At 61.7% G+C, this 24,025-nt stretch carries 23 protein-coding genes; 9 read left to right on the top strand and 14 right to left on the bottom strand.

What is annotated here, in order from left to right; translation table 11 throughout:
• Positions 1-20: 20 nt before the first annotated feature.
• On the bottom strand, positions 21-1,493 hold the full coding sequence (gene guaB / locus GTP23_RS11085; protein WP_155435324.1) for an IMP dehydrogenase: 1,473 nt from the start codon (positions 1,491-1,493) through the stop codon (positions 21-23).
• 121 nt (positions 1,494-1,614) lie between these two features.
• Here guaB and GTP23_RS11080 point away from each other — a divergent pair, with 121 nt between their 5' ends.
• The 5 genes from GTP23_RS11080 to GTP23_RS11060 all read left to right on the top strand — a co-directional run bounded on the left by GTP23_RS11080 (position 1,615) and on the right by GTP23_RS11060 (position 5,725).
• Positions 1,615-2,322 (top strand): SOS response-associated peptidase family protein, encoded by a 708-nt coding sequence (locus GTP23_RS11080; RefSeq protein ID WP_161035177.1) that lies wholly within the window; start codon positions 1,615-1,617, stop codon positions 2,320-2,322.
• A gap of 7 nt (positions 2,323-2,329) precedes the next feature.
• Positions 2,330-2,848, top strand: coding sequence for a DUF4124 domain-containing protein (locus GTP23_RS11075; protein WP_229256049.1), 519 nt, complete (start codon positions 2,330-2,332; stop codon positions 2,846-2,848).
• A gap of 63 nt (positions 2,849-2,911) precedes the next feature.
• Positions 2,912-3,940, top strand: coding sequence for an HTH-type transcriptional regulator GntR (gntR, locus tag GTP23_RS11070; protein WP_161035176.1), 1,029 nt, complete (start codon positions 2,912-2,914; stop codon positions 3,938-3,940).
• The gene (locus GTP23_RS11065; protein WP_229256048.1) at positions 3,937-4,458 is read left to right on the top strand and encodes a gluconokinase; all 522 of its coding nucleotides are present in this window, start codon (positions 3,937-3,939) and stop codon (positions 4,456-4,458) included. The genes gntR and GTP23_RS11065 overlap by 4 nt, the downstream gene beginning before the upstream one ends.
• Positions 4,459-4,501: 43 nt before the next feature.
• Positions 4,502-5,725 carry an esterase/lipase family protein gene (locus GTP23_RS11060; RefSeq protein WP_161035175.1) on the top strand — a complete coding sequence of 408 codons (1,224 nt, stop codon included), beginning with the start codon at positions 4,502-4,504 and terminating at the stop codon, positions 5,723-5,725.
• Here the strand turns inward: GTP23_RS11060 and GTP23_RS11055 are convergent.
• The 6 genes from GTP23_RS11055 to GTP23_RS11030 all read right to left on the bottom strand — a co-directional run bounded on the left by GTP23_RS11055 (position 5,694) and on the right by GTP23_RS11030 (position 12,933).
• Positions 5,694-7,181, bottom strand: a complete 1,488-nt coding sequence (locus GTP23_RS11055; RefSeq protein ID WP_161035174.1) for a response regulator — start codon at positions 7,179-7,181, stop codon at positions 5,694-5,696. The genes GTP23_RS11060 and GTP23_RS11055 overlap by 32 nt on opposite strands.
• Before the next feature lie 35 nt (positions 7,182-7,216).
• The gene (locus GTP23_RS11050) at positions 7,217-7,660 is read right to left on the bottom strand and encodes a hypothetical protein (protein ID WP_202412130.1); all 444 of its coding nucleotides are present in this window, start codon (positions 7,658-7,660) and stop codon (positions 7,217-7,219) included.
• 1 nt (position 7,661) lies between these two features.
• The gene (locus tag GTP23_RS11045; RefSeq protein ID WP_161035173.1) at positions 7,662-8,876 is read right to left on the bottom strand and encodes a hypothetical protein; all 1,215 of its coding nucleotides are present in this window, start codon (positions 8,874-8,876) and stop codon (positions 7,662-7,664) included.
• Between the two features lie 8 nt (positions 8,877-8,884).
• Complete coding sequence (locus GTP23_RS11040; protein ID WP_161035172.1) at positions 8,885-12,109, bottom strand: hybrid sensor histidine kinase/response regulator; 3,225 nt, start codon at positions 12,107-12,109, stop codon at positions 8,885-8,887.
• A gap of 115 nt (positions 12,110-12,224) precedes the next feature.
• Positions 12,225-12,509 carry an RnfH family protein gene (locus tag GTP23_RS11035; RefSeq protein ID WP_161035171.1) on the bottom strand — a complete coding sequence of 95 codons (285 nt, stop codon included), beginning with the start codon at positions 12,507-12,509 and terminating at the stop codon, positions 12,225-12,227.
• Positions 12,502-12,933, bottom strand: a complete 432-nt coding sequence (locus tag GTP23_RS11030; RefSeq protein ID WP_161035170.1) for a type II toxin-antitoxin system RatA family toxin — start codon at positions 12,931-12,933, stop codon at positions 12,502-12,504. Before GTP23_RS11030 ends, GTP23_RS11035 begins: the two co-directional genes overlap by 8 nt.
• Before the next feature lie 75 nt (positions 12,934-13,008).
• Here GTP23_RS11030 and smpB point away from each other — a divergent pair, with 75 nt between their 5' ends.
• The gene (smpB, locus tag GTP23_RS11025; RefSeq protein ID WP_161035169.1) at positions 13,009-13,458 is read left to right on the top strand and encodes an SsrA-binding protein SmpB; all 450 of its coding nucleotides are present in this window, start codon (positions 13,009-13,011) and stop codon (positions 13,456-13,458) included.
• A gap of 36 nt (positions 13,459-13,494) precedes the next feature.
• On the opposite strand, the gene GTP23_RS11020 is transcribed toward smpB, so the two are convergent.
• The 5 genes from GTP23_RS11020 to ppsA form a co-directional block, all read right to left on the bottom strand.
• Complete coding sequence (locus GTP23_RS11020; RefSeq protein WP_161035168.1) at positions 13,495-14,346, bottom strand: NAD-dependent protein deacetylase; 852 nt, start codon at positions 14,344-14,346, stop codon at positions 13,495-13,497.
• A gap of 7 nt (positions 14,347-14,353) precedes the next feature.
• Positions 14,354-14,770, bottom strand: coding sequence for a DUF4259 domain-containing protein (locus GTP23_RS11015; protein ID WP_161035167.1), 417 nt, complete (start codon positions 14,768-14,770; stop codon positions 14,354-14,356).
• Positions 14,771-14,850: 80 nt separating this feature from the next.
• A complete protein-coding gene (locus tag GTP23_RS11010; protein ID WP_161035166.1) occupies positions 14,851-15,777 on the bottom strand; it encodes an SPFH domain-containing protein in 927 nt (308 codons plus the stop codon).
• A 53-nt stretch (positions 15,778-15,830) separates the two neighbouring features.
• Positions 15,831-16,259, bottom strand: a complete 429-nt coding sequence (locus GTP23_RS11005) for an NfeD family protein (protein ID WP_161035165.1) — start codon at positions 16,257-16,259, stop codon at positions 15,831-15,833.
• 183 nt (positions 16,260-16,442) lie between these two features.
• The gene (gene ppsA, locus GTP23_RS11000) at positions 16,443-18,872 is read right to left on the bottom strand and encodes a phosphoenolpyruvate synthase (RefSeq protein ID WP_161035164.1); all 2,430 of its coding nucleotides are present in this window, start codon (positions 18,870-18,872) and stop codon (positions 16,443-16,445) included.
• Positions 18,873-19,024: 152 nt separating this feature from the next.
• Between ppsA and ppsR the strand changes: the two genes are divergently transcribed.
• Together ppsR and GTP23_RS10990 are read left to right on the top strand one after the other, a co-directional pair.
• Positions 19,025-19,873, top strand: a complete 849-nt coding sequence (gene ppsR, locus GTP23_RS10995) for a posphoenolpyruvate synthetase regulatory kinase/phosphorylase PpsR (protein ID WP_161035163.1) — start codon at positions 19,025-19,027, stop codon at positions 19,871-19,873.
• A 14-nt stretch (positions 19,874-19,887) separates the two neighbouring features.
• Positions 19,888-21,264 (top strand): GGDEF domain-containing protein, encoded by a 1,377-nt coding sequence (locus GTP23_RS10990; protein ID WP_161035162.1) that lies wholly within the window; start codon positions 19,888-19,890, stop codon positions 21,262-21,264.
• On the opposite strand, the gene GTP23_RS10985 is transcribed toward GTP23_RS10990, so the two are convergent.
• Together GTP23_RS10985 and GTP23_RS10980 are read right to left on the bottom strand one after the other, a co-directional pair.
• Complete coding sequence (locus tag GTP23_RS10985; RefSeq protein WP_229256047.1) at positions 21,251-21,730, bottom strand: DUF805 domain-containing protein; 480 nt, start codon at positions 21,728-21,730, stop codon at positions 21,251-21,253. The genes GTP23_RS10990 and GTP23_RS10985 overlap by 14 nt on opposite strands.
• Before the next feature lie 108 nt (positions 21,731-21,838).
• Positions 21,839-23,230 carry a 2-hydroxycarboxylate transporter family protein gene (locus GTP23_RS10980; RefSeq protein WP_229256046.1) on the bottom strand — a complete coding sequence of 464 codons (1,392 nt, stop codon included), beginning with the start codon at positions 23,228-23,230 and terminating at the stop codon, positions 21,839-21,841.
• 195 nt (positions 23,231-23,425) lie between these two features.
• Here GTP23_RS10980 and GTP23_RS22755 point away from each other — a divergent pair, with 195 nt between their 5' ends.
• On the top strand, positions 23,426-24,001 hold the full coding sequence (locus GTP23_RS22755; RefSeq protein ID WP_229256045.1) for a PEP-CTERM sorting domain-containing protein: 576 nt from the start codon (positions 23,426-23,428) through the stop codon (positions 23,999-24,001).
• The last annotated feature ends 24 nt before the right edge of the window (positions 24,002-24,025 follow it).

The raw sequence follows: 24,025 nt of genomic DNA, 5'->3' as shown, positions 1-24,025 counted from the left end.
CGGCCGGCGTTGCAAGGAGCTTAGTCGCCCGAACGGTAGTTCGGCGCTTCCTTGGTGATTTGTACATCGTGTACGTGCGATTCGCGCATGCCGGCCGAGGTGATCTCGACGAATTCGGCCTTGTTACGCAATTCTTCGATAGTCGCGCAACCGCAGTAGCCCATGGACTGGCGCACGCCGCCCACCAGCTGGAAGATGATGGCCAGCACACTACCCTTGTAGGCAACGCGGCCTTCGATACCTTCCGGCACGAACTTGTCGGCCTTCATGGCAGCGTCCTGGAAATAGCGGTCGGCCGAACCATCGGACATCGCGCCCAGCGAACCCATGCCACGGTAGGACTTGTAGGAACGGCCCTGATACAGGATCACTTCGCCCGGTGCTTCTTCGGTACCGGCAAACATGGAGCCCATCATCACGGTCGATGCACCGGCTGCCAGCGCTTTCGAGATATCGCCCGAGTAGCGGATGCCGCCGTCAGCGATACAAGGTACGCCCGTGCCTTCCAGCGCTTCGGCCACGTTGGAGATGGCGGTGATCTGCGGTACGCCTACGCCAGCGACGATACGGGTGGTGCAGATCGAGCCGGGACCGATACCGACCTTGACTGCGTCAGCGCCATGTTCTACCAGAGCTTTGGCAGCAGCAGCGGTAGCGATATTGCCGCCGATGACGTCCACTTGCGGGAACTTGGTCTTGATCCATTTTACGCGGTCCAGAATGCCTTGCGAGTGACCGTGGGCGGTATCCACCACCAGCACGTCCACACCGGCAGCGACCAGCAGTTCGATCCGCTCTTCATCCTTGGCACCGACACCGACGGCAGCGCCAACCAGCAGCTTGCCCTGCGAGTCTTTCGAGGCCATCGGGTGCGAGGTCGATTTCTGGATGTCTTTCACGGTGATCAGGCCGCGCAGTTCGAAGGCATCGTTCACCACCAGCACGCGTTCCAGACGGTGCTTGTTCATCAGGCGCTTGGCTTCGTCGCGGTCTGCGCCCTCGGCGCCTTCCTTCACGTACACCAGCTTGTCGCGCGGGGTCATCTTGGCGCGTACTTCAGCGTCCAGTTCGCGTTCGAAACGCAGGTCGCGGTTGGTGATGATGCCGACCACTTCCTTGCCTTCCACCACAGGGAAACCGGAAATGCCATACTGCTCGGTCAGCTGAATCACGTCGCGGATTTTCATGGTCGGCGGAATCGTGATCGGGTCACGCAGCACACCGGCTTCAAAACGCTTGACGCGAGCTACTTCGCGCGCCTGATCCTTGGGGCTCAGGTTCTTGTGGATGATACCGATGCCGCCTTCCTGTGCCATCGCGATGGCCAGACGGGCTTCGGTCACCGTATCCATCGCAGCCGACAGCAGCGGGATATTCAGACTGATATTACGGGTCAGACGGGTTTTGAGAGACGTATCGGCAGGCAGAACATTCGAATACGCGGGGACGAGCAGCACGTCATCGAACGTGAGTGCTTTTTGGAGTAGACGCATAGCATTTCCTATAGGCGCAAAAGCAGATTATACAGAAAATGGCGCATTCTGTCTGCAACTTCCTCGCACCTTGCTGCGAAAGCGCTATCATTAGCCTTCTTCACCGTATAAGGTAAGCCGTATGTGCGTGAATTTCCGACCGCCCGATCCTGCCCTGCTGGAAGCCGTCATGGGCGTAGTGATCGACTTGCATGACAGCGGGTTCTGGCGTGGTGAAACATGGAAGGACTACCCTGCCCCCATCGTCCGGCGCGGCGCCGGCGGGCAGCATGAAGGCCTGCTGGCCAGCTACGGCATGGTGCCGCGTGAGCGCATTCCGGCCGGCGTGCGGCCCTTCGACACCATGAATGCCCGCATCGAAACGGTGGGCCAGTTGCGCTCGTTCTCTGCCGCATGGCAGCATAGCCAGCTTTGTCTGGTGCCCATGACGGCCTTTTACGAGCCCAACTATGAATCGGGCAAAGCCGTGCGCTGGGGCATAGGCGCGGCCGATGGCGGCCTGCTGGCGGCTGCCGGCCTGTGGCGCGCCTGGCAAACAGAAGCCGGCCTGCAGCATTCCTTCACTCAGCTGACCATGAACGCCGATGATCACCCGCTGATGCGCCGCTTCCACCGTCCCGGCGAGGAAAAACGGGCACTCATATTGATCCCGCAGGCAGAATGGGACGAATGGCTGGACTGCCGCAATCCCGAGTACGCGCGCAGCTTCGTGCAGCCCTATCCGGCTGATCAGCTACGCGCATGGCCGGAACCGCTGGCAACGCGGGCCAAGACCGCACCGACGCAGCAAGCCGCTGACAAACAAGGCAATCTAACGCTGGATTTCTGACATCACCATGAAAATAATGATCCAAACCTCCATCCCATGGCGCCATCAAGCGCTTGCAGTACTGGGCGGCCTGTGTCTGCTCGGGGGCGCATTGCCGGCATCTGCTCAGTACATGTGGCTGGACGAAAAAGGCGTCAAGCAGCTCTCGGACCGGCCGCCACCACCGAATATACCGGACAAGCGCATCCTCAAGGCACCGGGCAAAACCAGCTTCAATCCCGACGCTGCCCCGGCCGAGGAAGCGGCTCCGGCGCAGGCCAGCACGCCCACGCTGGCCGAGCGCAATGCCGAATTCAACCGGCGCCAGACGGAAGCCCGGCAGGCGGCCGGCAAGGCGGCTGACGAAGCACGCCAGCGGGCCGCCATCGCCGCCAACTGTGAAATTGCCAGAAAGAATCAACAAGCGCTGAACGACGGCATCCGCATCGCAACTTACGATAAAAACGGCGAACGTTCCTTCATGACAGACGCGGAGCGGGTCGAACAGGAAAAAAACAACCGTAAAGTGTTGGCCAATTGCAAATAGCCCCTGTTGCAAATGGGGCAAGCTGCCGTATCATGTCGCGATACTTTTTCTTCGCAACCTGACATGCTCAAGCCTAGCTTTAACAAGGGCCGCGCCAGCGGACGTATCACCTTGGCCATGGTTGCACGGCACGCCGGGGTTGCCACCATGACGGCCTCCCGTGCGCTGACCCAGCCCGGCCTGGTTTCGCAGCCCCTGCGCGACCGTGTACTGCAATCCGTCGCCGAACTCGGTTATGTGCCCAACCGCGCCGCCCGCGCCCTCGCCTCGTCCCAGTCCAAAGTCATCGCGGTACTGGTGCCGTCGCTGTCGAACGCCGTGTTCACCGAAGTGCTGGCCGGCATCGAAGACGCACTGGAAGGCGACGATTACCAGATCCTGATCGGCAACACCCGCTATTCCGAACGCGAAGAAGAGAAGCTGATCGCCACCTATCTGCAATCGGCCCCCGATGGCATGCTGCTGACGGGCCTGAGCCCTTGCCCGCGCGTGCAGCAGCTGCTGGCAGGCAGCCCAATGCCGCTGGTTTCCATGATGGATCTGGCCGGTGCCAGCGAACAGCCATCGGTCGGCTTCTCCCAGTTTGCCGCCGGCCAGACCATGACGCGCTACCTGATCAGCCGTGGCTACCGCCGCATCGGTTTCATGGGCGCCCAGCTGGACGAGCGCACGCTGCGCCGGGCCGACGGCTACCGTCAGGCCATGCAGGAGGCGGGACTGGCCGCGCCGGAACTGGAAGTGATGGTAGCGCAGCCCTCCACCATCGCCCTAGGTGCGGCCCTGCTGGACCGCATGCTGGAACAATCGCCCGATTGCGACGCCATCTTCTGCTGCAACGACGATCTGGCCCAGGGTGCCGTGTTCCAGGCCCAGCGGCGTCACCTGAGCATCCCCGACCAGCTGGCCATCTGCGGCTTCAACGACCTGCCCGCCTCGGCGTGGATGAACCCCACCCTGACCACCATCAGCACGCCACGCTACCGCATCGGCTTCGAAGCGGCAACCTTGCTGCGCTCGCTCATCAAAGGCGAAACGCCGCCGGCCCGTCACATCGACCTCGGCTTCACGCTGATGGCGCGCGAGAGCGCATGAACCAGTCTGTCGCCAGCAGCTGGGTAGTCATGGGCGTCAGTGGCAGCGGCAAGTCGTCCGTCGGCCAGCAACTGGCGCAAGCGCTGCAATGCCCTTTCATCGAAGGCGACGCCTTCCATTCGCCGGCCAATATCGCCCGCATGAGTTCCGGCATCGCCCTCAGCGACGCCGACCGTGCCGACTGGCTGGAGGCACTGGGCGACGAAATCCGCCGTGTTCGCCAGCAGCACGGCGGCTACGTGCTGTCCTGCTCGGCACTCAAGCGCGCTTACCGCGACCGCCTGCGTCAGGCCGATCCTGCGCTACGCTTTGCCCACCTGCATGGCGAAGCGGCACTGCTGGCCCAGCGCATGGCCGGCCGCAACGCCCATTTCATGCCGCCCAGCCTGCTAGCCAGCCAGCTGGCCGCCCTGCAGCCGCTGGAAGCGGACGAGGCCGGACTGGTGCTGGACATCCGCCACAGCACCGAGCAGCTGGTACAGGCGATATTGATGCAATCCGGCGCAGCAAGTCCTTAAAAACGCTTAGACTGGCGCTACCACCGCAGCGCGGGAGAGCGCCATGAATCTTACCAAGCAGGAGCAGCTGCAGCGCGCGCTGAACGATGCGGCACGCGACATCGTGCGTCCGCCGCTGACGCTGGCCGCCGTCAGCATGCCGCTCAGCGCGGCCCAGATCGCTGATGGCAACCTCAATATCGTGCGCAACAAGGATACCGGCTGCATCCAGTTCATCTTTCCCGGCCATCGTGCGCCCCAGCTCGATAGCGCGCCCGCTTCCGCCATGGACTGGCTGGTGCATGCCGCCCTGCGCGTGCGCGAAGAAATCACGCAGGGCATGATAGATACCATGGAAAGCCACAGCAAGCCGGAACGCCTGCTCAAGCTGGGAGCCAGCTGGCAGCAGCCTGCCACGGCGCAGGATCTGGCCGGTGCGCGCGGCCGCAAAGTGCTGCTGATGGTACATGGCATCTGCAGCAGCAGCGAAGGCGCATTCTGCGAACTGGAGCGCGATGGCACGCTGGCCACACTGGTCGAACACTATCAGGGCCAGGTGTACGGCTATGACCACTGGACCATCGCCAAGACGCCGCAGCAGAATGCGCTCGATCTGCTGCAACTGCTGCCAGCCGACGGGCAATGGCAGCTCGACCTGCTGTGCCACAGCCGTGGCGGGCTGGTGGTGCGCAGCCTGCTGACCGAGGCCACGCAGGACAGCACGCTGGCCGCCGTACGCAGCGCCCGTCAGGGCCGCATCGCCAGCGTGGGCAAGGCCATTTTCGTGGCTGCAGCCAATCAGGGCACGCCACTGGCCCAGCCGGCCGACGTGCAGAGTTTTCTGAATATCGCCGCCATGCTGGCCACCATCAGCGGCGCGCTGGGGCTGGATCTGGTGATCGCACTGGCAAGGCTGGTGCTGAATCAAGGCCTACAACGGCCCAGCATCGCCGCACTGGCCAGCCAGTCGGCACTACAGGCCCAGCTAGCCACCGGCAGCAGCCTGCTGGCAGCGGCACAGGTCTTCTACGCCCGCGCCGATTTTGCCTACGGCGGCTCGGCGCTGGAGCAGACGGGCGCGCTGATCAATCATTTGCTGATCTCCGCCGACAACGATGTGATCGTCCCCTACGACAGCGTGCTGCTGCCGGAAGCCGTACCGGCGGCCGACCATCTGCTCGACTTCGGCACGCCGCAAAAGCGCCAGAGCGAAGTCTGGCATACGGAATTCTTCCGCCAGCCCGCCATGCGCGAATTCATTTTGCAGGCAGTACGATCGCCAGCGTAGTGCCGTCCACGTCCGAGGTGGTCATGGCGATGCTGCCGCCGTGGGCCTCGGTAATCAGGCGCGCCGAATACGTCCCCAGACCGCTGCCGTTCTCCTTGCCGGAGGTGGCATATTTTTCGAAAAAGCGTTCCCGCATCGGTTCCGGCACGGCCGCGCGGTTATGGATACGGATCTCGCCATCGGCAGCCAGCGTGATACGCACCGTATCGCCCGCCGTACTGGCCTCGGTGGCATTGCGCACCAGATTGTGCAGCATGGAGTACAGCAGCAGCTGGTTGCCCGCCACGCTGCGCGCTGCGCCCAGTTCCAGCACGATGCTGATATGCCGCCCCGCGCAGATGCCGCGACTCTCGTCGGCCACCCGCTGCAGCAGCGCCGCCAGATCAACCGGATGCGGTTCGGGGCGATAGTCGCCCGCCTCCATGCGCAGCAGCAGCGCCGACAGCTTGAGCATGTCCAGCATATCGTTGGCCGTGCGTTCGATTGCCACCAGCTGACGGTTCTGGGTTTCGTTCAGCGGCCCTTCCAGCAGCATGGCGCTGCTCATGCCGATAATCGCCGCCAGCGGATTATGCAGGTCGTGGCGGGTGATGCGTTCCACCTCTTCGCGCAGACGCGCATTCTCCAGCGCCAGATCGAACTGCGCACGCAGATTCTCGCGGTCGCGCGCCGTGCGCAAGGCCGTGGCCACGCGCGCCTTCAGGATCATCGGTTCGATCGGTTTGCTGACGTAATCGACAGCGCCTAGAGCCAGCCCTTCCACCGTGCGGCTGGCATCACTGACAGCCGTGAGGAAAATCACGGGAATATGGGCGGTAGCCGGATCAGCCTTGAGGCGGCGGCATACTTCGAAGCCATCCATCTCCGGCATCATCAGGTCCAGCAGCACCAGATCGGGCGCACTGCTGGCGCACAGCTGCAAGGCCTTGTCGCCGCGTGCAGCCAGCTTGACCTGATAATCGTCGCGCAGCAGGCCACCCACCAGCGTCAGATTGGCCGGCGTATCGTCCACCACCAGCACGGTCTGGCGCTGCGCCGGAGCGGCCGGCGCCGGTGCCGCAGCTACCGGCGGTGCCAGACGCTGGCCGCCTAGCGCTGCCTGAATGCGCCGTTCCAGTTCATCCGGCCGGAACGGCTTGAGCAGAAAGTCGCTGACCTTGGCCTCGATGGCCGCTGCCACTTTCTCGCGCTGGATCTCTGCCGTCACCAGTATGAAAGGCAGGCGCGCCAGCGCAGGGTTGCTGCGCACCTGTTTGAGCAGACCCAGCCCGCTCATGCCCGGCATGGACCAGTCGGACAGCACCAGCGAAAAGCTGCGCCCCGCCAGCAGCTTCAGGGCGTCCTCGCCATTGCTGGCCGTATGCACATCGGTCATGCCCAGCAGCTTAAGCTGGTGCACCACCAGATCGCGCATCACGGCAAAATCATCGACTACCAGTATTGTCGGCTGACCCAAGGGCGCCTCCCTTCCATCATGGTTACAGGCTGCGCCTATTTGCGCAGCAGTATATTCAGTCCCGGTTTCAGATCGGCGTCTTCCACATAGCCTATCGCGCCCGGCGTGGTCTGGACAAAGTTCACCACCTCCGCGCCGCTGGCCAGTTCGCGCGGCGGCGTGCCTTTGCCGATATAGCGCCGCACAGTCCAGTAGGCCGTGTATTTCTCCTCGTCCTGATTCAGATAGGTCTGCAGAAAGTGGGCGCGCACCGTGTTGCCGCTGCGTAGATTCACTGCTGCCACCGTCACGCCGGCCACCTCGACCACTTTGCCGCTATAGATTTTCTGCACCTGCGCGTCGTCCAGCCGGGGCAGATTGCCATTGCCGATCACCACCACGCCGGCCATCGCCAGCGGTGCTGCAGCGGCAGCCAGCGCCATGGCTGCCAGCAGACGGCGCCCGCGCCGCCCTTTGCTAAGTGCTGTGAGCTGGTCCATATCAGTACGCCACGCTGTAGGAAGCCGACAGCACGTTCAGGTTCTGATGCTGGACCACGCCAGCGCCAGCGCTATGGTCGATCAGGCTGCTGCTGGTGCCGATATGCACCTGCATCCATTCCAGCTTGAACTTGCTATTGGTACTCAGGCTGTAAGAGCTGCCCAGCGACAGCGAGCGCTGGTCGTCCACCCCGCCGCGCGTGCCTTCCGCAACGCGCGCTGCGCGCTCCGACAGCAACCGGGCCAGCGTCACATACGGCGTCCATTTGCCCACGGGACGCAGCAGGGTCAGATAGGCGCCCTGAGAATTTTTCGGTGTTACGGCATTGGCAGCGTGGCGCCATGCGTATTCACTGACTACCCGCAGGCCACTATCGAAATGCAGATCAGCGCCCAGCAGCGCTACACGGGTATCGATGCCGTCACTATCGGCGCCCAGCGGCACACCGGGCGCGATGTCGCTGCCGCCCTGCTGCGGTTCGAGCGGACCGGCGCCCTGCCCCATGCCATCAACGCGGATGCGCGAACGCTGCCAGCCCATGCGCCACACATCGTCCTCGTGGCGATAGGCCAGCACCACGCCGCCGGAGCGCGTATGCAGTTCGCCGGGCGAAGCGCCGCCCTGCTGTGCGCGCGCCGTCAGGCTGGTGCGACCTGCATAGGCTTCCAGCCCCAATTCGCCGGCAGCCAGCGACCAGTTGCGGCTGAAGGCAAAACCCGTGTAGTCATTGGTGGGCGCAGTCGAATACACTTCCGTCGGCAGATGCATCACATCGTAGGACGCACCAACCTGCATGTTTTCCGAGAATAGATACATGGGCATACGCAGCTTGCCCGCGCGCAGCAGCGTGTCGTTGCTCAGGCGGTAGGACAGAAATGCCCATTGCAGTCTGGTGTCCCAGCGCTGGTCGTCGCTGACGGAAGGTGCCATGGTGGCCTGCACGGTCGCGCTCCAGCGTGGTGCCAGTTCTGCTACCAGCTGGGCACCGGCCAGACTGTCGCGCCGGAAGGTGCCGCTACGGTCTACATAGCGCTCGTAGGTATAGCTGCGATCGGAGATGGCATAGCCGGCAGTGGCAAAGCCGGACCAGCTCAGATCGGCCGCATGCACAGCGGGCAGGCTGCCCAGTCCCGCGCCCAGCACCAGCGCAAGACGCAGCGCCGGCTGGGACCATCGGCTGCGGCTGACCGCTTGGGAGGTAGGTGATTTCATCATAAACAGTGTCAGGTAATGGATTCCGGCAGCAGGGTCAGCGCCGTATCGAAGTCTATATTCTCCAGCGCGTGGTTAATCTGCTGGACTATTTCAACAGGCAGGGCCGCTGCGAAGGCAGCACGGTGCTCGTCCCACAGGGCGATGCAATCGCCGTCGCTATCAGCCAGCAGCGCACGTAGCTGCGGCAGGCAGTCGGGCAAGGCAGCGGTTGCGCCCGCACTAGCTCCCAGTACGGGCGCTGGCGCCTGCGGCAACGCGGCCAGCAGGGCTTGCAATGGCGCGACCAGCGCGGCTAACGCTGTCTGTGCTGCTGCGGCATCGCGCCCGTGGCTAGCACTTTCCAGCGCCGTCGCCAGTTCGGCCACGCTAGCTGCGCCTATGGTGCCGCTCAAGCCGCGCAGCGTATGCGCTAGCCGTTCCGCTTCTGCCCACTGGGCAGCGGCTAGCAGTCCTTCCAACACTGGCACCAGCTGGGCGAACTCCTGACCATAACGTTCCAGCATACCCCGATACAGCGACACCCGCCCGCCGCAGCGGCGCAGGCCCGAAGCCGTATCCAGCCCGGCGATAGCAGGCAGGCCTGACGCGTCGCTGTCCGCCACCGCGCCGCCCTCGCCACTGATACCATTCATACCGCTCATGCTGCTGATGCCACTCATGCCCGTCAGACCGTTGGCGGGCAGTGATGGCGCCGCGTAATGACGGGCCAGCTCGGCGTAGAGTTCGTCCGGCTCGATCGGCTTGCCGATATGGCCATTCATACCCAGCGCCAGACACTGCTCGCGCTCTTCCACCAGCGCGTGGGCCGTCATGGCAATCAGCGGCAGCGCCGCGTACTCGGGCTGAGCGCGCAGGCGGCGTGTGGCTTCGTAGCCATCCATCACCGGCATCTGCAAATCCATCAGCACCACATGGTAATGGTCGGGCGGCACGGCTGCCAGCAGATCCAGCGCAGCCTGCCCATGTTCGGCCACCGTCACCTGCACGCCACGTCCCTCCATCAGCTCGCAGGCCAGTTGCTGGTTGAGCGGATTGTCTTCTACCAGCAGCACGCGCATGCCATCGAGTGCGGTAGCCTGTAAGCGTAACGGCAGGCTGGCGTCGCTACTGGCCTGCCCCGTCACGCTGGCCAGCAACTCGCGCAGGGCCGCCGGCAGCACCGGCTTGGCGAGGAAGTGGCGCGCGCCCAGACGCCCTGCACTGATATGCAGATGCTCGGCATCGTAGGCGGAAACGATGGCAGTGACGGGAGTCTGTCCATCCAGCGCAGCGAGCACCGTATCGCCGCCTGCCGGTGGCATTACCCAGTCCAGTAGTAGCAGGTCATAAGGCAGGCCGGCGGCATGGGCCGCCTGCGCCTGCGCGATGGCCACTGCAGCGCTGTCGGCCAGATCGATGCAACCATCCCCTGCGGCACCAACGCCCAGCGCCTGCAGCAGATGCTGGAGTACCGCGCGGGCTTCCTGCTGGTCGTCCACCACCAGCACGCGCAGCGTATCCAGCTGCGCCAGCGCCGTGCTGGCCGCAGCGCCTGCCGTCCGGCCGAAGCTGGCACTGAACACAAAGCTGGACCCCTGTCCCGGCGCACTGTCCACATAGATGGCGCCACCCATCAGCTCCACCAGCCGCTTGGATATGGTCAGCCCCAGCCCCGTACCGCCGAAGCGGCGCGTGGTCGATCCGTCGGCCTGAGTAAATTCCTGAAACAGATTGGCCACCTGTTCAGCCGTCATGCCTATGCCCGTGTCTCGGATGGCAAAGCGCAACGTCAGTGCAGCGGCGGTACTTTCTGCCACCTCCACCGACAACCGTACGTAGCCGCGCTGGGTGAACTTGACAGCGTTCGATAGCAGATTGGTCAGCACCTGCCCGAGCCGCAGCGCATCGCCGTTCAGCATGCCCTGCTCGCCCAGCAGCTGCGGGTCCTCCACATCGAGCAGCAGTTCCAGCCCCTTGTCGCGCGCCGCCATACTGAGCAGCGACATGCTGTTGGCCAGCACGTCTTCCAGCCGGAACGGCGCTTGTTCCAGCCGCAGCTTGCCTGCTTCGACTTTGGAGAAATCCAGAATATCGTTGATGATGCCCAGTAGCGACTTGGCCGCCTGATGGACCTTGCTGACGTAATCGCGCTGGCGCGCATTAAGCTGCGTCTCCAGCGCCAGATGGCTCATGCCGATAATCGCATTCATGGGCGTGCGGATTTCGTGGCTCATATTGGCCAGAAACATGGACTTGGCCTGCGTCGCTGCCTCGGCCTGCGCCCGTGCCGCTTCCAGTTCGCGCTGTACCGCGGCGCGCGCTGAAATATCGCCTTCGATCGCCTGCGCCATGCCATCCAGCGTGCCGCCCAGCTCCTGCACTTCTTCCACTGCACTAGGCCCGCTGCGTGCTGCCTCGGCGCCGCCATAGCGGGTACTGTAATCGCCGCCGCGTAGCTGGCGTGCCGCCCGGCCCAGCCGCGTGATGGGTGCCAGCACTTTGAGCCGCACCACCTGGAACGCGGCCAGTACCAGCAGCACCGTCAGCGCCATCGATGCCAGCGAAATGGCGATGCGCTGTTCCAGCCGCTGCGCTGCCATATCCATTTCCGCACTGGTGCGGCTATCCGTGATGGCACTGAGCGCATTCACGGCGCGCGACAGATCGGCTTTAAGTTCGCTGTACTGCTTGCTGTAAACCAGCTGGCTGGCATAATCGCGCCGCGGCTCGCCATCATCGACGAAATCGCCCTGCACGGGGTCATACAGCCCCTGGGTGGCGGCGAAGGCGATCTGTTCGATCTTGTTCATGGCCGCCGTGGCGGCGATCACCTGATTCAGCGCCTGGAATTCGGCCGGACCGAATCCGGCTTTTTTCATCTTCTCGGCCAGCGAGACTTTCAGGCCCTGCTCCGGCAGATGATGTTCGATGCGTCCCGCAATTGCATCGTCCCAGTAGGTCACGGGATTGTAGTTGGCCGGCGCCGGCTTGCTGCCTTCGCGGATGGCGAGGATGTCGTAGTAGTAGAACAGGTAACGGGTTTCGCCCGTCAGCGTATAGGCCCGCACCAGCTGGGCCAGCTGTTCGGTTTCTTGATGTAGGCCATGGGTCAGCGCCAGCGCATCCTGCCGGTACTGTTGCGAAGAAAGCATTTCATTATGGGCCTGACGGATCAGAATAATCAGCCAGCCATTGGCCGCCAGCGAGAGCAGCACGAGAAACGAAAACCAGGCAGAAATTCTGCGTAATTTCATAGGCGGGACAGCATACTTGGCCAGAGAAGCGATAGCACAAGAATAGAACAGAATGCCTAGAAAACGAACAAAAAGTCACTCTGCCGTATGGATTTACGGCAATAGTGTTGGTTTGTCAGACGCTGGCTTTGCGCCGGCGGCGCGCGTGCTTGGGATCGGCGATCAGGGGACGATATAGTTCGATGCGGTCATGCTCGCGCAGCACCGTGTCCAGCGTCTTCTTTTTGGCATAGATGCCTACCTGCAGCGCCTGCAGGTCCAGCTGCGGTAGCCGCTGCTGCAGGCTGCTGAGGGCGATGGCCCGGGCGATGGTGCTACCGGCCGGCACCTGCAAAGCTTGCAGGAATTGCACGTCATCGCTGGCGTAGCAGACTTCGATATTCAGCACATCATTAGCCATACACTGCCTCCGCCCGTTTGCAGAAGGAATCCACCATGCTGTTGGCGATCATGCCGAACACGGGGCCTACCAGCTGGGCCAGCAGCGCGCTGGAAAATTCGTAGTGGAGATCGAGCTCGATTTTGCAGGCATCGTCACGCAGGGCCTTGAAACTCCACACACCGTCCAGACATTTGAAAGGACCGTCGACCAGTTTCATGCGGATTTCCGATGGTTCCGTATTGTGATTGGAAGTAGTAAAGCTCTGGCGCACGCCGCGATAGTTGATGCCGACACTGGCCACTACCTGATTGTCGTGTTTTTCCTTGATTTCAACCGCCCCGCACCATGGCAGAAATTGGGGGTAATCCTCGATGGCAGCCACCAGATCGTACATCTGCTGGGCGCTGTATCCGAGTAAAACTGACTTGTGCACTACTGCCATACGCTAACCATTTGCTATCATGTTGAATTATTCGCGTAAAAATCCGCGTAGCAGTAGTTTAACCGATACCATCCCATGACCATAGCTGATAACAAAAAAGCCTTTTTTGACTACTTCATCGAAGACCGCTATGAAGCGGGCATCGTGCTGGAAGGCTGGGAAGTCAAGGCCATCCGCGACGGCCGCGTGCAGATCAAGGAAGCCTACGTCACCATCAAGGGCGACGAGCTATTCCTGTTCGGCGCCCACATCAGCGCCCTGCCCACGGCCTCCACCCACATCCATCCGGAAGCCGTGCGCACCCGCAAGCTGCTGCTGCACCGTCAGGAAATGGATAAGCTGATCGGCAAAGTGGTCCGTTCCGGCTACACGCTGGTGCCGCTCAATCTGCACTACAAGGGCGGCCGGGTGAAATGCGAAATCGGTCTGGCCAAAGGTAAGAAGATGCACGACAAGCGCGCCACCGAGAAAGACCGCGACAACAAGCGCGAAGTGGCGGCCGCCATGAAGACTCACCGCCGTTAATCGGGCGGCGCCGCCCTGCCGCAGCCATCGCAGCGGCTAGAGCAGGCGCGGTAACACATCGGCCGCCGAGGCGGCCAGTTTCAGACCTATCAGCTCATCGGCGCGGGTCTTGCCCAGATTGATAGCGGCAATCGGCTTGCCCGCAGCAGCGGCCAGCTTGCAGAAGCGGAAGCCGGAAAACACCATCAGCGACGACCCCACCACCAGCAGCGCGTCGGCCTGTTCGGCCAGCGCCAGCGCAGCCGCCGTGCGCTCGGGCGGAATATTATCGCCAAAGAAAATCACGTCAGGCTGCAGCGTTCCGCCACAAGCATGGCAGACCGGCATATGGAAGCGCTGCATGGCTTCCAGCTCCACTTCGGCGTCGCCATCGGGACGCACCTCGGGCACCACACTGTCCGCATCGGCACTGCTGGCATTGGCCGCCAGCTCGGGGTTATGCTCGAGCAGCCATTGCTGGATACCGGCGCGCGCATGAACGGTGTGGCACTGCAGGCAGCGCACACCATGGATATTCCCGTGCAGTTCGATCAGCTGGCGCGTGCCGGCCTGCTGGTGCAGACCATCGACATTCTGGGTGATGATGGCGCCTATGCGCCCGGCTGCTTCCAGCTGCGCCAGCGCGTAGTGGGCCGCATTCGGTGCGGCCTGCGCCAGCGTGGGCCAGCCCACCATGCTGCGTGCCCAGTAGCGCCGCTGCACGGCTTCATATTTGCGGAAATCCGGCCCCTGTATCGGCGCACGGCCACGCCGCACGCCATCCTGATCACGGTAGTCGGGGATGCCGGAAGCGGTGCTCAGACCAGCCCCCGTCAGCACCAGCACATTGCGGTGCCGCTCGAGGAATTCCGCCAGCTGCGCCAGCTGGCCTTGATCCACGCTAGACATGCGGGGCTCAGGCCTGCAGGCGCGCACGCAGCCCGGCCACGCTGGCGCTCCACTCGGCGTAGTATTCGCTATCTTCCCACAGCGCACGCAGTTCCGAATCCGGCGCCACAACCTTATCGAGTACCTGCAAGGCTTTCTGCGCCAGATCCGCGCGTGGTTTGGCCTTGGGCTTGCGGGCGGCCACCCAGGCATCGACGGCGGCACTATCTTCCGTCTGTTCGCCGCCCTTACCCTGCAGCCGCGCCAGCACCTCGATGGCCACCAGCGCTTCTATCGCATACGGCGCTTCAAGTCCGGCAGCGTCGCTCTGCAAGGCAACGTCCAGCGTGTTTTCTACCGCATCCAGATTGCTGACCTGTGCCAGATCTTCTGCCCAGTCCTGCGCATAATCGTTGCCGAATGCGTCTACCGCCCATGTACCCATTGCCACTCCTGTCTATCCGGCCAGAGCGCCAACGCAGCGCCTGAGCCAACGGGCGCATCTTAACAGAGCGCCACGCCAATTCAAGCCGGCTTCTGGGTTTTCACCACCTGCATGGCCGTGGCAATCAGGCCGCTCATATCGCCCAGATTGGCCGGAATGATGATGGAATTATTGGTCTTGGCCAGCTGGGCAAACGCGCTGACGTACTGCTCGGCCACTTTCAGGTTGACGGCATCAGTCCCGCCCTGTTCGCTGATGGCCGCGCCCACCTGACGCAAGGCCGAGGCATTGGCTTCGGCCAGTGCCACGATGGCCGCTGCCTGCCCCTGCGCCCGGTTGATGGCGGCCAGCTTGTCGCCTTCCGAACGGGCGATCTGGGCTTCCCGCTCACCATTGGCGATGTTGATCTGCTCCTGCTTGCGCCCTTCCGAGGCAGAAATCAGCGCGCGCTTCTCCCGCTCGGCCGTGATCTGCGCCTGCATGGCATGCAGAATTTCCTTGGGCGGGGTCAGGTCCTTGATTTCATAGCGCAGTACTTTGACACCCCAGTTGGAAGCCGATTCATCGATGGCGTTGACGATGGCCGTGTTGATGTGCTCGCGTTCCTCGAAAGTCTTGTCCAGTTCCATCCGGCCTATCACGGAACGCAGCGTGGTCTGGGCCAGCTGGGTGATGGCAGCGATGTAGTTGGACGAGCCGTAGGATGCGCGCATGGCATCCGTGATCTGGAAGTACAGGATGCCGTCCACCTGCAGCTGGGTATTGTCCTTGGTAATGCAGACCTGGGGCGGTACATCAAGCGGGATTTCCTTAAGCACATGCTTGTAGCCTATGCGGTCGATGAAGGGAATCACGATGTTCAGGCCGGGGCCCAGCGTGGCGTGGTATTTACCGAGCCGCTCCACCACCCAGGCATGCTGCTGCGGCACCACGTTGATGGTCTTGAACACAAACACCAGTGCTACCAGAAACAGAATCAGACTGACGTTACCAAAACTGATATCCATAAATCACTCCTTGTCGTAGTTGCTCTTTGCTTGCCTTGCCAGCGCGCTGCCGTTCAGGCTGCTGCTGCGACGATCAGCCGGCTGCCCCGTACTTCGCGTATGGTGTAGGCGCCCGCTGCTGGCGTCGCGCCGGCCTCCAGTTCCACATCCCACAGGGCGCCGCGATACATCACACGGGCCATACCGTCCTGCCATTCGCTGACCTGCACGGTCTGGCCGATATCGAGGTGCTGGTTGGGATCGCGCCCCGCTGCCACGGCCAGCTGTTCGGGCGTGTAGCGGCTCAGCCGCAGCAGCACCGTGGCCAGCATGCCCACCAGCGCTGCCAGCACGGTCTGCGCGGCCATGCCGAAGCCCAGCACGGCGGCCAGCGCACCCGAGATCAGCCCCAGCGCTATCATCAGCAGGTAGAACGTCCCGCTGAATAATTCCATGATGACCGTTGCGCCCGCGGCCATCAGCCACAAACTCCAGTCCGTCATACTGCTCTCCTTTCCGGCGATAAAACACACAAAATAAAATGCAAAAACCCCCGCAAGCCCGTGCGGGCTGCGAGGGTTTTCAGAGACAACGTAAGCGTTGAGGTATTAATGGTGTTGTTGAAACCTTAATGCGACAACCGCAGTCTATACCAATCCCGGCTTACGTCAATCCTTTTCGCTGGCTTACTTGACCAGCGTGGCCAGCTTCTGCCACGTATCGATCACCGAGTCCGGATTCAGCGACATCGATTCGATGCCCTGTTCCATCAGCCAGACGGCGAAGTCCGGATGGTCGGATGGGCCCTGACCGCAGATACCGATGTACTTGTCGCGCGCGCGGCAAGCCTTGATGGCCATGGCCAGCAGGGCTTTCACGGCCGGATCGCGTTCGTCGAAATCAGCCGCCAGCAGCGCCATACCGGAATCGCGGTCCAGACCCAGGGTCAGCTGGGTCAGGTCGTTGGAACCGATGGAGAAGCCGTCGAAGTGGTCGAGGAACTGGTCGGCCAGAATCGCGTTGGAAGGCACTTCGCACATCATGATCAGACGCAGGCCGTTTTCGCCGCGTACCAGACCGTTCTTGCCCAGCAGGCCCACGACTTTTTCAGCCTGACCCAGCGTACGCACGAACGGCACCATGATTTCGACGTTGGTCAGACCCATGTCGTTGCGCACGCGCTTCATGGCCTGGCATTCCATTTCGAAGGCACCGGCGAAGTCGTCGGCCAGATAACGGGCTGCGCCACGGAAGCCCAGCATCGGATTTTCTTCGTCCGGCTCATAGCGCGAACCACCGATCAGCTTCTTGTACTCGTTGGACTTGAAGTCCGACAGACGCACGATCACTGGTTTAGGCCAGAACGCGGCAGCGATGGTAGCCACGCCTTCGGCCAGCTTGTCGACGTAAAAGGCTTTCGGCGATGCATGGCCACGGGCCACGGATTCCACGGCCTTTTTCAGATCTGCATCAATATTCGGGTATTCCAGAATCGCTTTCGGGTGTACGCCGATGTTGTTATTGATGATGAATTCCAGACGGGCCAGACCCACGCCGGCATTCGGCACAGCCTGGAAGTCGAAGGCCAGCTGCGGGTTACCCACGTTCAGCATGATCTTGGTTGGCAGCTTAGGCAGCTCGCCGCGCGAGACTTCCGATACTTCCGTTTCCAGCAGACCGTCATAGATCTTGCCTTCGTCGCCTTCGGCGCACGATACGGTGACGAAAGTGCCGTCTTTCAGCACGTCAGTCGCATCGCCGCAGCCGACCACGGCCGGCACGCCCAGTTCACGCGCGATAATCGCCGCGTGGCAGGTACGGCCACCACGGTTGGTGACGATGGCGGAAGCACGCTTCATCACCGGTTCCCAGTTCGGGTCGGTCATGTCGGCCACCAGCACGTCGCCCGGCTGTACGCGTTCCATTTCCGACGGATCGGTAATCACGCGCACCGGACCGGCGCCGATTTTCTGGCCGATCGCACGGCCCGAAGCCAGCACGGTACCGGTCGATTTCAGCTTGAAGCGCTGCTGTACGTCGGTGGCTTTCTGCTGCGATTTCACGGTTTCAGGACGGGCTTGCAGAATGTACAGCTTGCCGTCGCGGCCATCTTTACCCCACTCGATGTCCATAGGACGGCCGTAGTGGGTTTCTATGATGACAGCGTACTTGGCCAGCTCCACCACTTCTTCGTCATTGAGCGAATAGCGGTTGCGCATTTCGACCGGCACATCGACGGTTTTCACGGAACGGCCAGCTTTGGCTTCGTTGGTGAATTCCATCTTGATCAGTTTGGAGCCGATGTTACGGCGGATCACAGGCGATTTGCCTTTTTCCAGCATCGGCTTGTGCACGTAGAATTCGTCCGGATTGACGGCGCCCTGCACCACGGTCTCGCCCAGGCCATAGCTGGAGGTGACGAAGACCACATCCTTGAAGCCCGATTCCGTGTCGATGGTGAACATCACGCCGGAAGCGCCCAGATCGGAACGCACCATGCGCTGCACGCCGGCCGACAGTGCCACTTCGGCGTGGGTGAAGCCTTTGTGCACGCGGTAGGAGATGGCACGGTCGTTATACAGGGAAGCGAACACGTGTTTCATCGCGTCCAGCACGTTTTCGATCCCGACCACGTTGAGGAAGGATTCCTGCTGACCGGCGAACGAGGCGTCCGGCAAGTCTTCGGCGGTAGCCGAGGAACGCACGGCGAACGATACTTCGGTGCTGGAATCAGCCACCAGAGCAGCGTAGAACGCTTCGATTTCCTGTTGCAGACGGGGCTGGAACGGGGTGTCGACGATCCACTGACGGATTTCCGCACCGGCTTGCGCCAGAGCACGGACGTCGTCGATGTTCAGATCGGCCAGACGATCGGCGATGCGCTCGGCCAGCGGCTTGCCGCCTTCGATACTGTGCGACAGGAAGTCACGGAATGCCTGGGCCGTGGTGGCAAAACCACCGGGCACACGCACGCCGGCACCGGCCAGCTGGCTGATCATTTCGCCCAGAGAGGCGTTTTTGCCGCCGACGGATTCGACATCCGTCATGCGCAAGTTTTCAAACGAAGCAACGTAAACCGCGTCGTTGTTCTGCTCCTTCAATGCTGCGTTGGACATAATTACACCTTTTGATGATAGAAATCTTCCAGCGAGGCGCAGACATGTTTCTTGTTATTCTGTTCGTCGTGCAGCACAATCTTGCCATTGGCGTCCATTCTACAGCCTGCGACGCAAATTGACGATCCACAATAATGACTGGCGCACCTCCCATGACACAAGAACAACGTTCTCCCCTGCCTTCCGCCGCCCGTACCGTGTTTTTTGTTTCCGACGGCACCGGTATTACCGCTGAAACTTTTGGTCACTCAGTTCTCACCCAGTTTGACTTGCGGTTCCGTCAAATCCGCCTGCCTTTCATCGATACGGTCGATAAAGCGCACGAAGCTGCACGCAAAATCAACGAAGCGTTTGCAACTGATGGTTACAGACCGATCATCTTTTCGACTCTGGTGAAGACCGAACTGTCGCATATCATCCGTCAGTGCAAAGGCATGCACATGGATTTGATCCAGACATTTGTTGCACCGTTGGAACAAGAACTGGGCGTTATGTCCACCCATACTATTGGTCGCTCGCACAATATTGTTGACAGCGAGGAATACAAAAACCGCATCGAAGCGATCAACTTCTCGCTGGCCCACGATGACGGCCAGTCGCATAAAAACCTCGCTTCGGCCGACGTCATCCTGGTTGGCGTGTCGCGTTCCGGCAAAACCCCGACCAGCCTGTATCTGGCCATGCAGTACGGCATCAAGGCTGCCAACTACCCCCTGATCCCCGACGATTTCGAACGGGGCCGCCTGCCGTCCTCGCTGTACGAGTTCAAAAACAAGATCTTCGGCCTGACCATTACCCCCGAGCGGCTGGCGGAAATCCGCAACGAACGGCGCGCCGGCAGCAAGTATGCGTCCATCGAAAACTGCCGCTACGAAGTCAACGAGGCGGAAAACATGATGAAGCGCGAGGGCATACGCTGGCTCTCTTCGACCGCCAAGTCGATCGAAGAGATTTCCACCACCATTCTGCAAGAAATCAAGCCTAACCGGCGCGACTACTGATAGCGAGGCCTGCCATGCATGCGCACACTGCCCTTCCCTATGATCAGACTGCCGAGACCGAATGGTCGAATATCGTGCTGGCCACGCCGGAAGTCTGTCGTGCCACACTAGACAGTCTGATGGGGCGGGATGCGGAAAAGCTGGCAAGTTATTTCTACCAGCACATGCTGGGGCACCCGCAGGCACGCTCCTTCCTGACGGCGGACGCCGTTCAGCAACGGCTGCACCAGTCCATGACACGCTGGCTGCGCTCCATCTTCCACCATCCCATGGATGATGCGGCCGGCATCGTCGCCCATCAGCGGCTGGTGGGCGAAGTCCATGCCCGCATCCAGCTGCCCGTGCATCTGGTGTCGCGCGGCGCACGCCTGCTCAAGCACCACTTGCGGCTGGCGCTGGCACAGGAATTCGACGATGCCCAGATACGCGCCCAGGCCACGGCCTATGCCGAAGGCCTGATCGATCTGGCGCTCGAACTGATGAGCGTCTCGTATGAACGCAACAGCCAGCGCGAAGCCCGCACGGACGAAGCCTACCGCCTGTTTGCCATCGGCCAGAATGTGGGCGTGGAACGCGAGCGCCAGCGTGCCGTGCTGATGGAATGGGCCAATGAAGTGATGGTGGCGCTGCACTGCAAAAGCGCGGCCAGCCTGCCGCCCCTGCGCAAATCCGAATTCGGCATGTGGTTCCACCACAAGGCCATCGCCATGTTCGAAGGCGATATGGAAGTCGAACAGATCCTCGACATCATAGAGCGCATCGACAATGTGGTACTGCCGCTGCTGCGTCCGCGTGATGGTGCACGCGGCGCCGTCGAACGCGTCAGCGACCTGCAGGACGAAATCGATAATCTGAAGTTCCTGCTGTCTACCCTGTTCGAACGCAATCTGGAAGCGGAAAACGGACGCGACGCTCTGACCCGCTTGTTCAGCCGGCGCTTCCTGCCTTCCGTGGTCAGCCGCGAGATTAACGTCAGCCAGAAGCGCAATACGGGCTTTGCCCTGATCCTGCTCGATCTCGACCACTTCAAACAGGTCAACGATACCCATGGCCATGAAGGGGGCGATCTGGTGCTGCAGCAAGCCTCGGCGCTACTGCTGTCGAGCGTGCGCAATGGCGACTTCGTGTTCCGTTACGGCGGCGAAGAATTGCTGGTGATGCTGGTGGAAGTGACGGCGGAATCCGCCCGGCGCATTGCCGAGCTGATCCGCAGTAAATTTGAAAGCACCCCGTTCTCGCTGGCGCAGGGCCACTCTGTCAGCGTCACGGCCAGCATAGGCGTAGCCATGTTCGACGGCCACCCTGATCACCAGTATCTGATCAAACGGGCCGATGCCGCCATGTACGAAGCCAAACAGTCGGGCCGCAACCGCGTGGTCATGGCGCGCTGAAATCTGCCTGGCCCGGGTATTTGGGGCTGGGGCCGTAGCGGTTACTGCCGGGTTCGCTGTCCTGACACAGCAGTATCAGATTCACAATGGGCAGCAGCAGCCACCAGCCGCTGCGGTTGCTGTCATGCAGGCGCCGCACGCCTACAGCCACGCCGGGCAAGAAAGTCACCAGCACCAGCAGTGTCGACAGCATGCCTATCGATGAACTCTGGAACAATCCGGCAAAAAAACCCAGCATGAAATTCACGCCCATCAGGAATAGCAGGAAGTACCAGTATTCCTTGCGCCTTGCACGACCGCTGAACACGGCGTACTGCCGGAACGGCCGCAGCGCATAATCAAAGAAGCCGCCGGCATCGGCGAACCGGGGCGCCGAGGCTACTGTCTGGGGCGCGCCGCAATGGGGGCAGAGCGGGGCCGACTCGTGCAACTCCTGGCCGCAGCCGCGACAAAATACCATAGCCATACTTTCCTTTCGCTGGTCATCCACGCTGCGCACCAGTGCAACGTTTAGAAAAATATAACATGTATCCGGCGCGGCAAATAGATGCCAGTTGCAAAAATCGGCCCGGCTTTATGCCATGCCCACCCGCGCCAGCGCGAACAGCGCCAGCGTGACCACGATCGCACCGCCTATGCGGGTGGCAATCTGGGCAAACGGCATCATCTGCATGCGGTTGGCCGCCGTCAGGATCGCCACGTCGCCGGTGCCGCCCTGGCCGCTGTGGCAGGCATTGATGATGGCCGTCTCGATCGGGTACATCTTCAGCATGCGCCCCACCACGAAGCCCGTCGCCATCAGCGTCGCCACGGTCGCGACAATGGTGATCAGGTTGACGATGGTAAAGGCTGCAATCAGTTTTTCCCACGGTGTCAGTGCCGCACCAATAGCGAACAGCAGCGGATAGGTGACGGCCGTGGAGAAGAACTTATAGACCACGCCCGAAGCCTGCTGCAACTGGGGCGAGACCACCCGGCACAGCATCAGCAGCACCGCCACGAACAGCATCACCACGGGCGCGGGAAAATCGAACAGCTTGTGCGACATCAGGCCCACCATGTAGAGCGCAATGGCAGTCAGGCCGGCGCCGGCTATCTGGCCCACATCGACCGCAGCGGCCGGCAGTTCCGTCACACGTACATCGTCTTCGCTACCGGGCTGCAGCCGACCCTCGCCCGTCAGGTGGGGATAGCGTTTGCCGGCAAAGTTGAGCGCGCCCGCCATCAGGATGGCGCTCAGGCTGCCCAGCATTACCGGCGGCAGTACCTGCGCGAAAATTTCGCCCTGCGCGTGGCCGAGGATGGCCGCATAGCCTATCGACAGGGGAATCGCGCCCTCGCCCACACCGCCCGCCATGATGGGCACCACGATGAAGAACAGGGTGTGCTGCCAGCTCATGCCTAGCGCCGTGCCCACGGCCGTGCCCACCAGCGCAGCCACCACCGTACCGGCGGCCAGCGGCGCGAAGATCTTCAGGAAGCCCTTGATGAGCACATCGCGGTCCATGCTGAAGATACTGCCCACCACGATGGAGGCGATGAACAGGTAGAGGAAGTTGCTGTTCTTGGTGAATTCGGCCACGTTCTTCAGCAGCACGGGTGGCATGGCATGGGCGTAGACCAGAAACGATGGCACAAAGGTAGCGAAAATCGCGGCGGCACCGATATGGCGCAGCAGCGGCATGCGCTTGCCGAATTCGGCACAGGTAAAGCCGCCCACGGCCAGCACGGCGATGGACACCGAGATGTCGGTCGGCACCTTGCCCATGTAGACAAAACCACCTATCAGGGCCAGCAACAGTAGATAAACGGGCAGCGGCACCAGCCCGATGCGCAGCTCCATGGCGCGCCATGCCAGCATATGCGGCGGGGCGCTGGCGGCATCGCCATGCTCATGGATAGGGCTGACGCTGGCCATGCCGTGCTGGGCAGCAGATGCCTGATAGGGGGAAGTATGGGGGTTCATTATGTCTCCTGTGACTGGTTCTGACAGGAGTGTATGGGTGGCCAGCTTTCAAAACGCTTTCTAGCGGCACGTCACGTGATTAGCATAAAAACCACAAAGAGTGCCTGATAGTAAAAATAAATGATGATTAGATATTTTTCCATGCTAATCTTCGGCCTATTCGCAGTAGCCACCGATGTCAAGAGGAAAAATCCAATGAAGCTCATAAAATCCGCATCGATCACCCTCGCTCTGGGCCTGAGTCTGGCATCCGGCATGGCTGCTGCCAGCACCCCGAGCTGCTCCGGCAGCTCCATCGAAGTCATCGTGGCCGGCCACTCCGTCCCCGTCACCTGCCTCGGCTATTACGCGGGCAATCTGAACGGCAATCCGCAAACCTGGGATGACGTCAACGGCTACCTGCACACGCCGTGGGGGATCACCCTGAGCGGCGCTGTACCCGACAGCAAGATGGCGAAATCACTGGATGGCGCGGCCCTTTTCCACTTCAACCAGACCCTGTATGGCGACACCGTGATCGGCATCCATTACGGCGTGATCAAGGTGACCACCGATGCAGGCACGACCAACTACAATCACCAGACCGCGTTCTACCGCTTTAATGCCGGCAGCACGGGCGTGACCGACATCATCAACCACATCGATTCGATCTCCAACGCCACCCTATACCGCACCGGCGTCTCGGCCGTGCCGGAACCGGAAACCTATGCAATGTTGCTCGCTGGCCTAGGCATGGTGGGTCTGATCGCCCGCCGCCGCAAACAAGCTTGATGTAGAACAGGCCGAGGGAATACG

The organism is Duganella fentianensis (assembly GCF_009857835.1).
GTDB lineage: Bacteria > Pseudomonadota > Gammaproteobacteria > Burkholderiales > Burkholderiaceae_D > Rugamonas > Rugamonas fentianensis.
Note: the sequence above shows the minus strand (reverse complement) of the source record. Positions and strands in the feature narration are given on the sequence as shown.

What these genes read in the sequence shown, in the direction of transcription:
- guaB (WP_155435324.1), bottom strand. Translation starts at nt 1,493, where the DNA reads ATGCGTCTACTCCAAAAAGCACTCACGTTCGATGACGTGCTGCTCGTC.
- GTP23_RS11080 (WP_161035177.1), top strand. Translation starts at nt 1,615, where the DNA reads ATGTGCGTGAATTTCCGACCGCCCGATCCTGCCCTGCTGGAAGCCGTC.
- GTP23_RS11075 (WP_229256049.1), top strand. Translation starts at nt 2,330, where the DNA reads ATGAAAATAATGATCCAAACCTCCATCCCATGGCGCCATCAAGCGCTT.
- gntR (WP_161035176.1), top strand. Translation starts at nt 2,912, where the DNA reads ATGCTCAAGCCTAGCTTTAACAAGGGCCGCGCCAGCGGACGTATCACC.
- GTP23_RS11065 (WP_229256048.1), top strand. Translation starts at nt 3,937, where the DNA reads ATGAACCAGTCTGTCGCCAGCAGCTGGGTAGTCATGGGCGTCAGTGGC.
- GTP23_RS11060 (WP_161035175.1), top strand. Translation starts at nt 4,502, where the DNA reads ATGAATCTTACCAAGCAGGAGCAGCTGCAGCGCGCGCTGAACGATGCG.
- GTP23_RS11050 (WP_202412130.1), bottom strand. Translation starts at nt 7,660, where the DNA reads ATGGACCAGCTCACAGCACTTAGCAAAGGGCGGCGCGGGCGCCGTCTG.
- GTP23_RS11045 (WP_161035173.1), bottom strand. Translation starts at nt 8,876, where the DNA reads ATGATGAAATCACCTACCTCCCAAGCGGTCAGCCGCAGCCGATGGTCC.
- GTP23_RS11040 (WP_161035172.1), bottom strand. Translation starts at nt 12,109, where the DNA reads ATGAAATTACGCAGAATTTCTGCCTGGTTTTCGTTTCTCGTGCTGCTC.
- GTP23_RS11035 (WP_161035171.1), bottom strand. Translation starts at nt 12,509, where the DNA reads ATGGCTAATGATGTGCTGAATATCGAAGTCTGCTACGCCAGCGATGAC.
- GTP23_RS11030 (WP_161035170.1), bottom strand. Translation starts at nt 12,933, where the DNA reads ATGGCAGTAGTGCACAAGTCAGTTTTACTCGGATACAGCGCCCAGCAG.
- smpB (WP_161035169.1), top strand. Translation starts at nt 13,009, where the DNA reads ATGACCATAGCTGATAACAAAAAAGCCTTTTTTGACTACTTCATCGAA.
- GTP23_RS11020 (WP_161035168.1), bottom strand. Translation starts at nt 14,346, where the DNA reads ATGTCTAGCGTGGATCAAGGCCAGCTGGCGCAGCTGGCGGAATTCCTC.
- GTP23_RS11015 (WP_161035167.1), bottom strand. Translation starts at nt 14,770, where the DNA reads ATGGGTACATGGGCGGTAGACGCATTCGGCAACGATTATGCGCAGGAC.
- GTP23_RS11010 (WP_161035166.1), bottom strand. Translation starts at nt 15,777, where the DNA reads ATGGATATCAGTTTTGGTAACGTCAGTCTGATTCTGTTTCTGGTAGCA.
- GTP23_RS11005 (WP_161035165.1), bottom strand. Translation starts at nt 16,259, where the DNA reads ATGACGGACTGGAGTTTGTGGCTGATGGCCGCGGGCGCAACGGTCATC.
- ppsA (WP_161035164.1), bottom strand. Translation starts at nt 18,872, where the DNA reads ATGTCCAACGCAGCATTGAAGGAGCAGAACAACGACGCGGTTTACGTT.
- ppsR (WP_161035163.1), top strand. Translation starts at nt 19,025, where the DNA reads ATGACACAAGAACAACGTTCTCCCCTGCCTTCCGCCGCCCGTACCGTG.
- GTP23_RS10990 (WP_161035162.1), top strand. Translation starts at nt 19,888, where the DNA reads ATGCATGCGCACACTGCCCTTCCCTATGATCAGACTGCCGAGACCGAA.
- GTP23_RS10985 (WP_229256047.1), bottom strand. Translation starts at nt 21,730, where the DNA reads ATGGCTATGGTATTTTGTCGCGGCTGCGGCCAGGAGTTGCACGAGTCG.
- GTP23_RS10980 (WP_229256046.1), bottom strand. Translation starts at nt 23,230, where the DNA reads ATGAACCCCCATACTTCCCCCTATCAGGCATCTGCTGCCCAGCACGGC.
- GTP23_RS22755 (WP_229256045.1), top strand. Translation starts at nt 23,426, where the DNA reads ATGAAGCTCATAAAATCCGCATCGATCACCCTCGCTCTGGGCCTGAGT.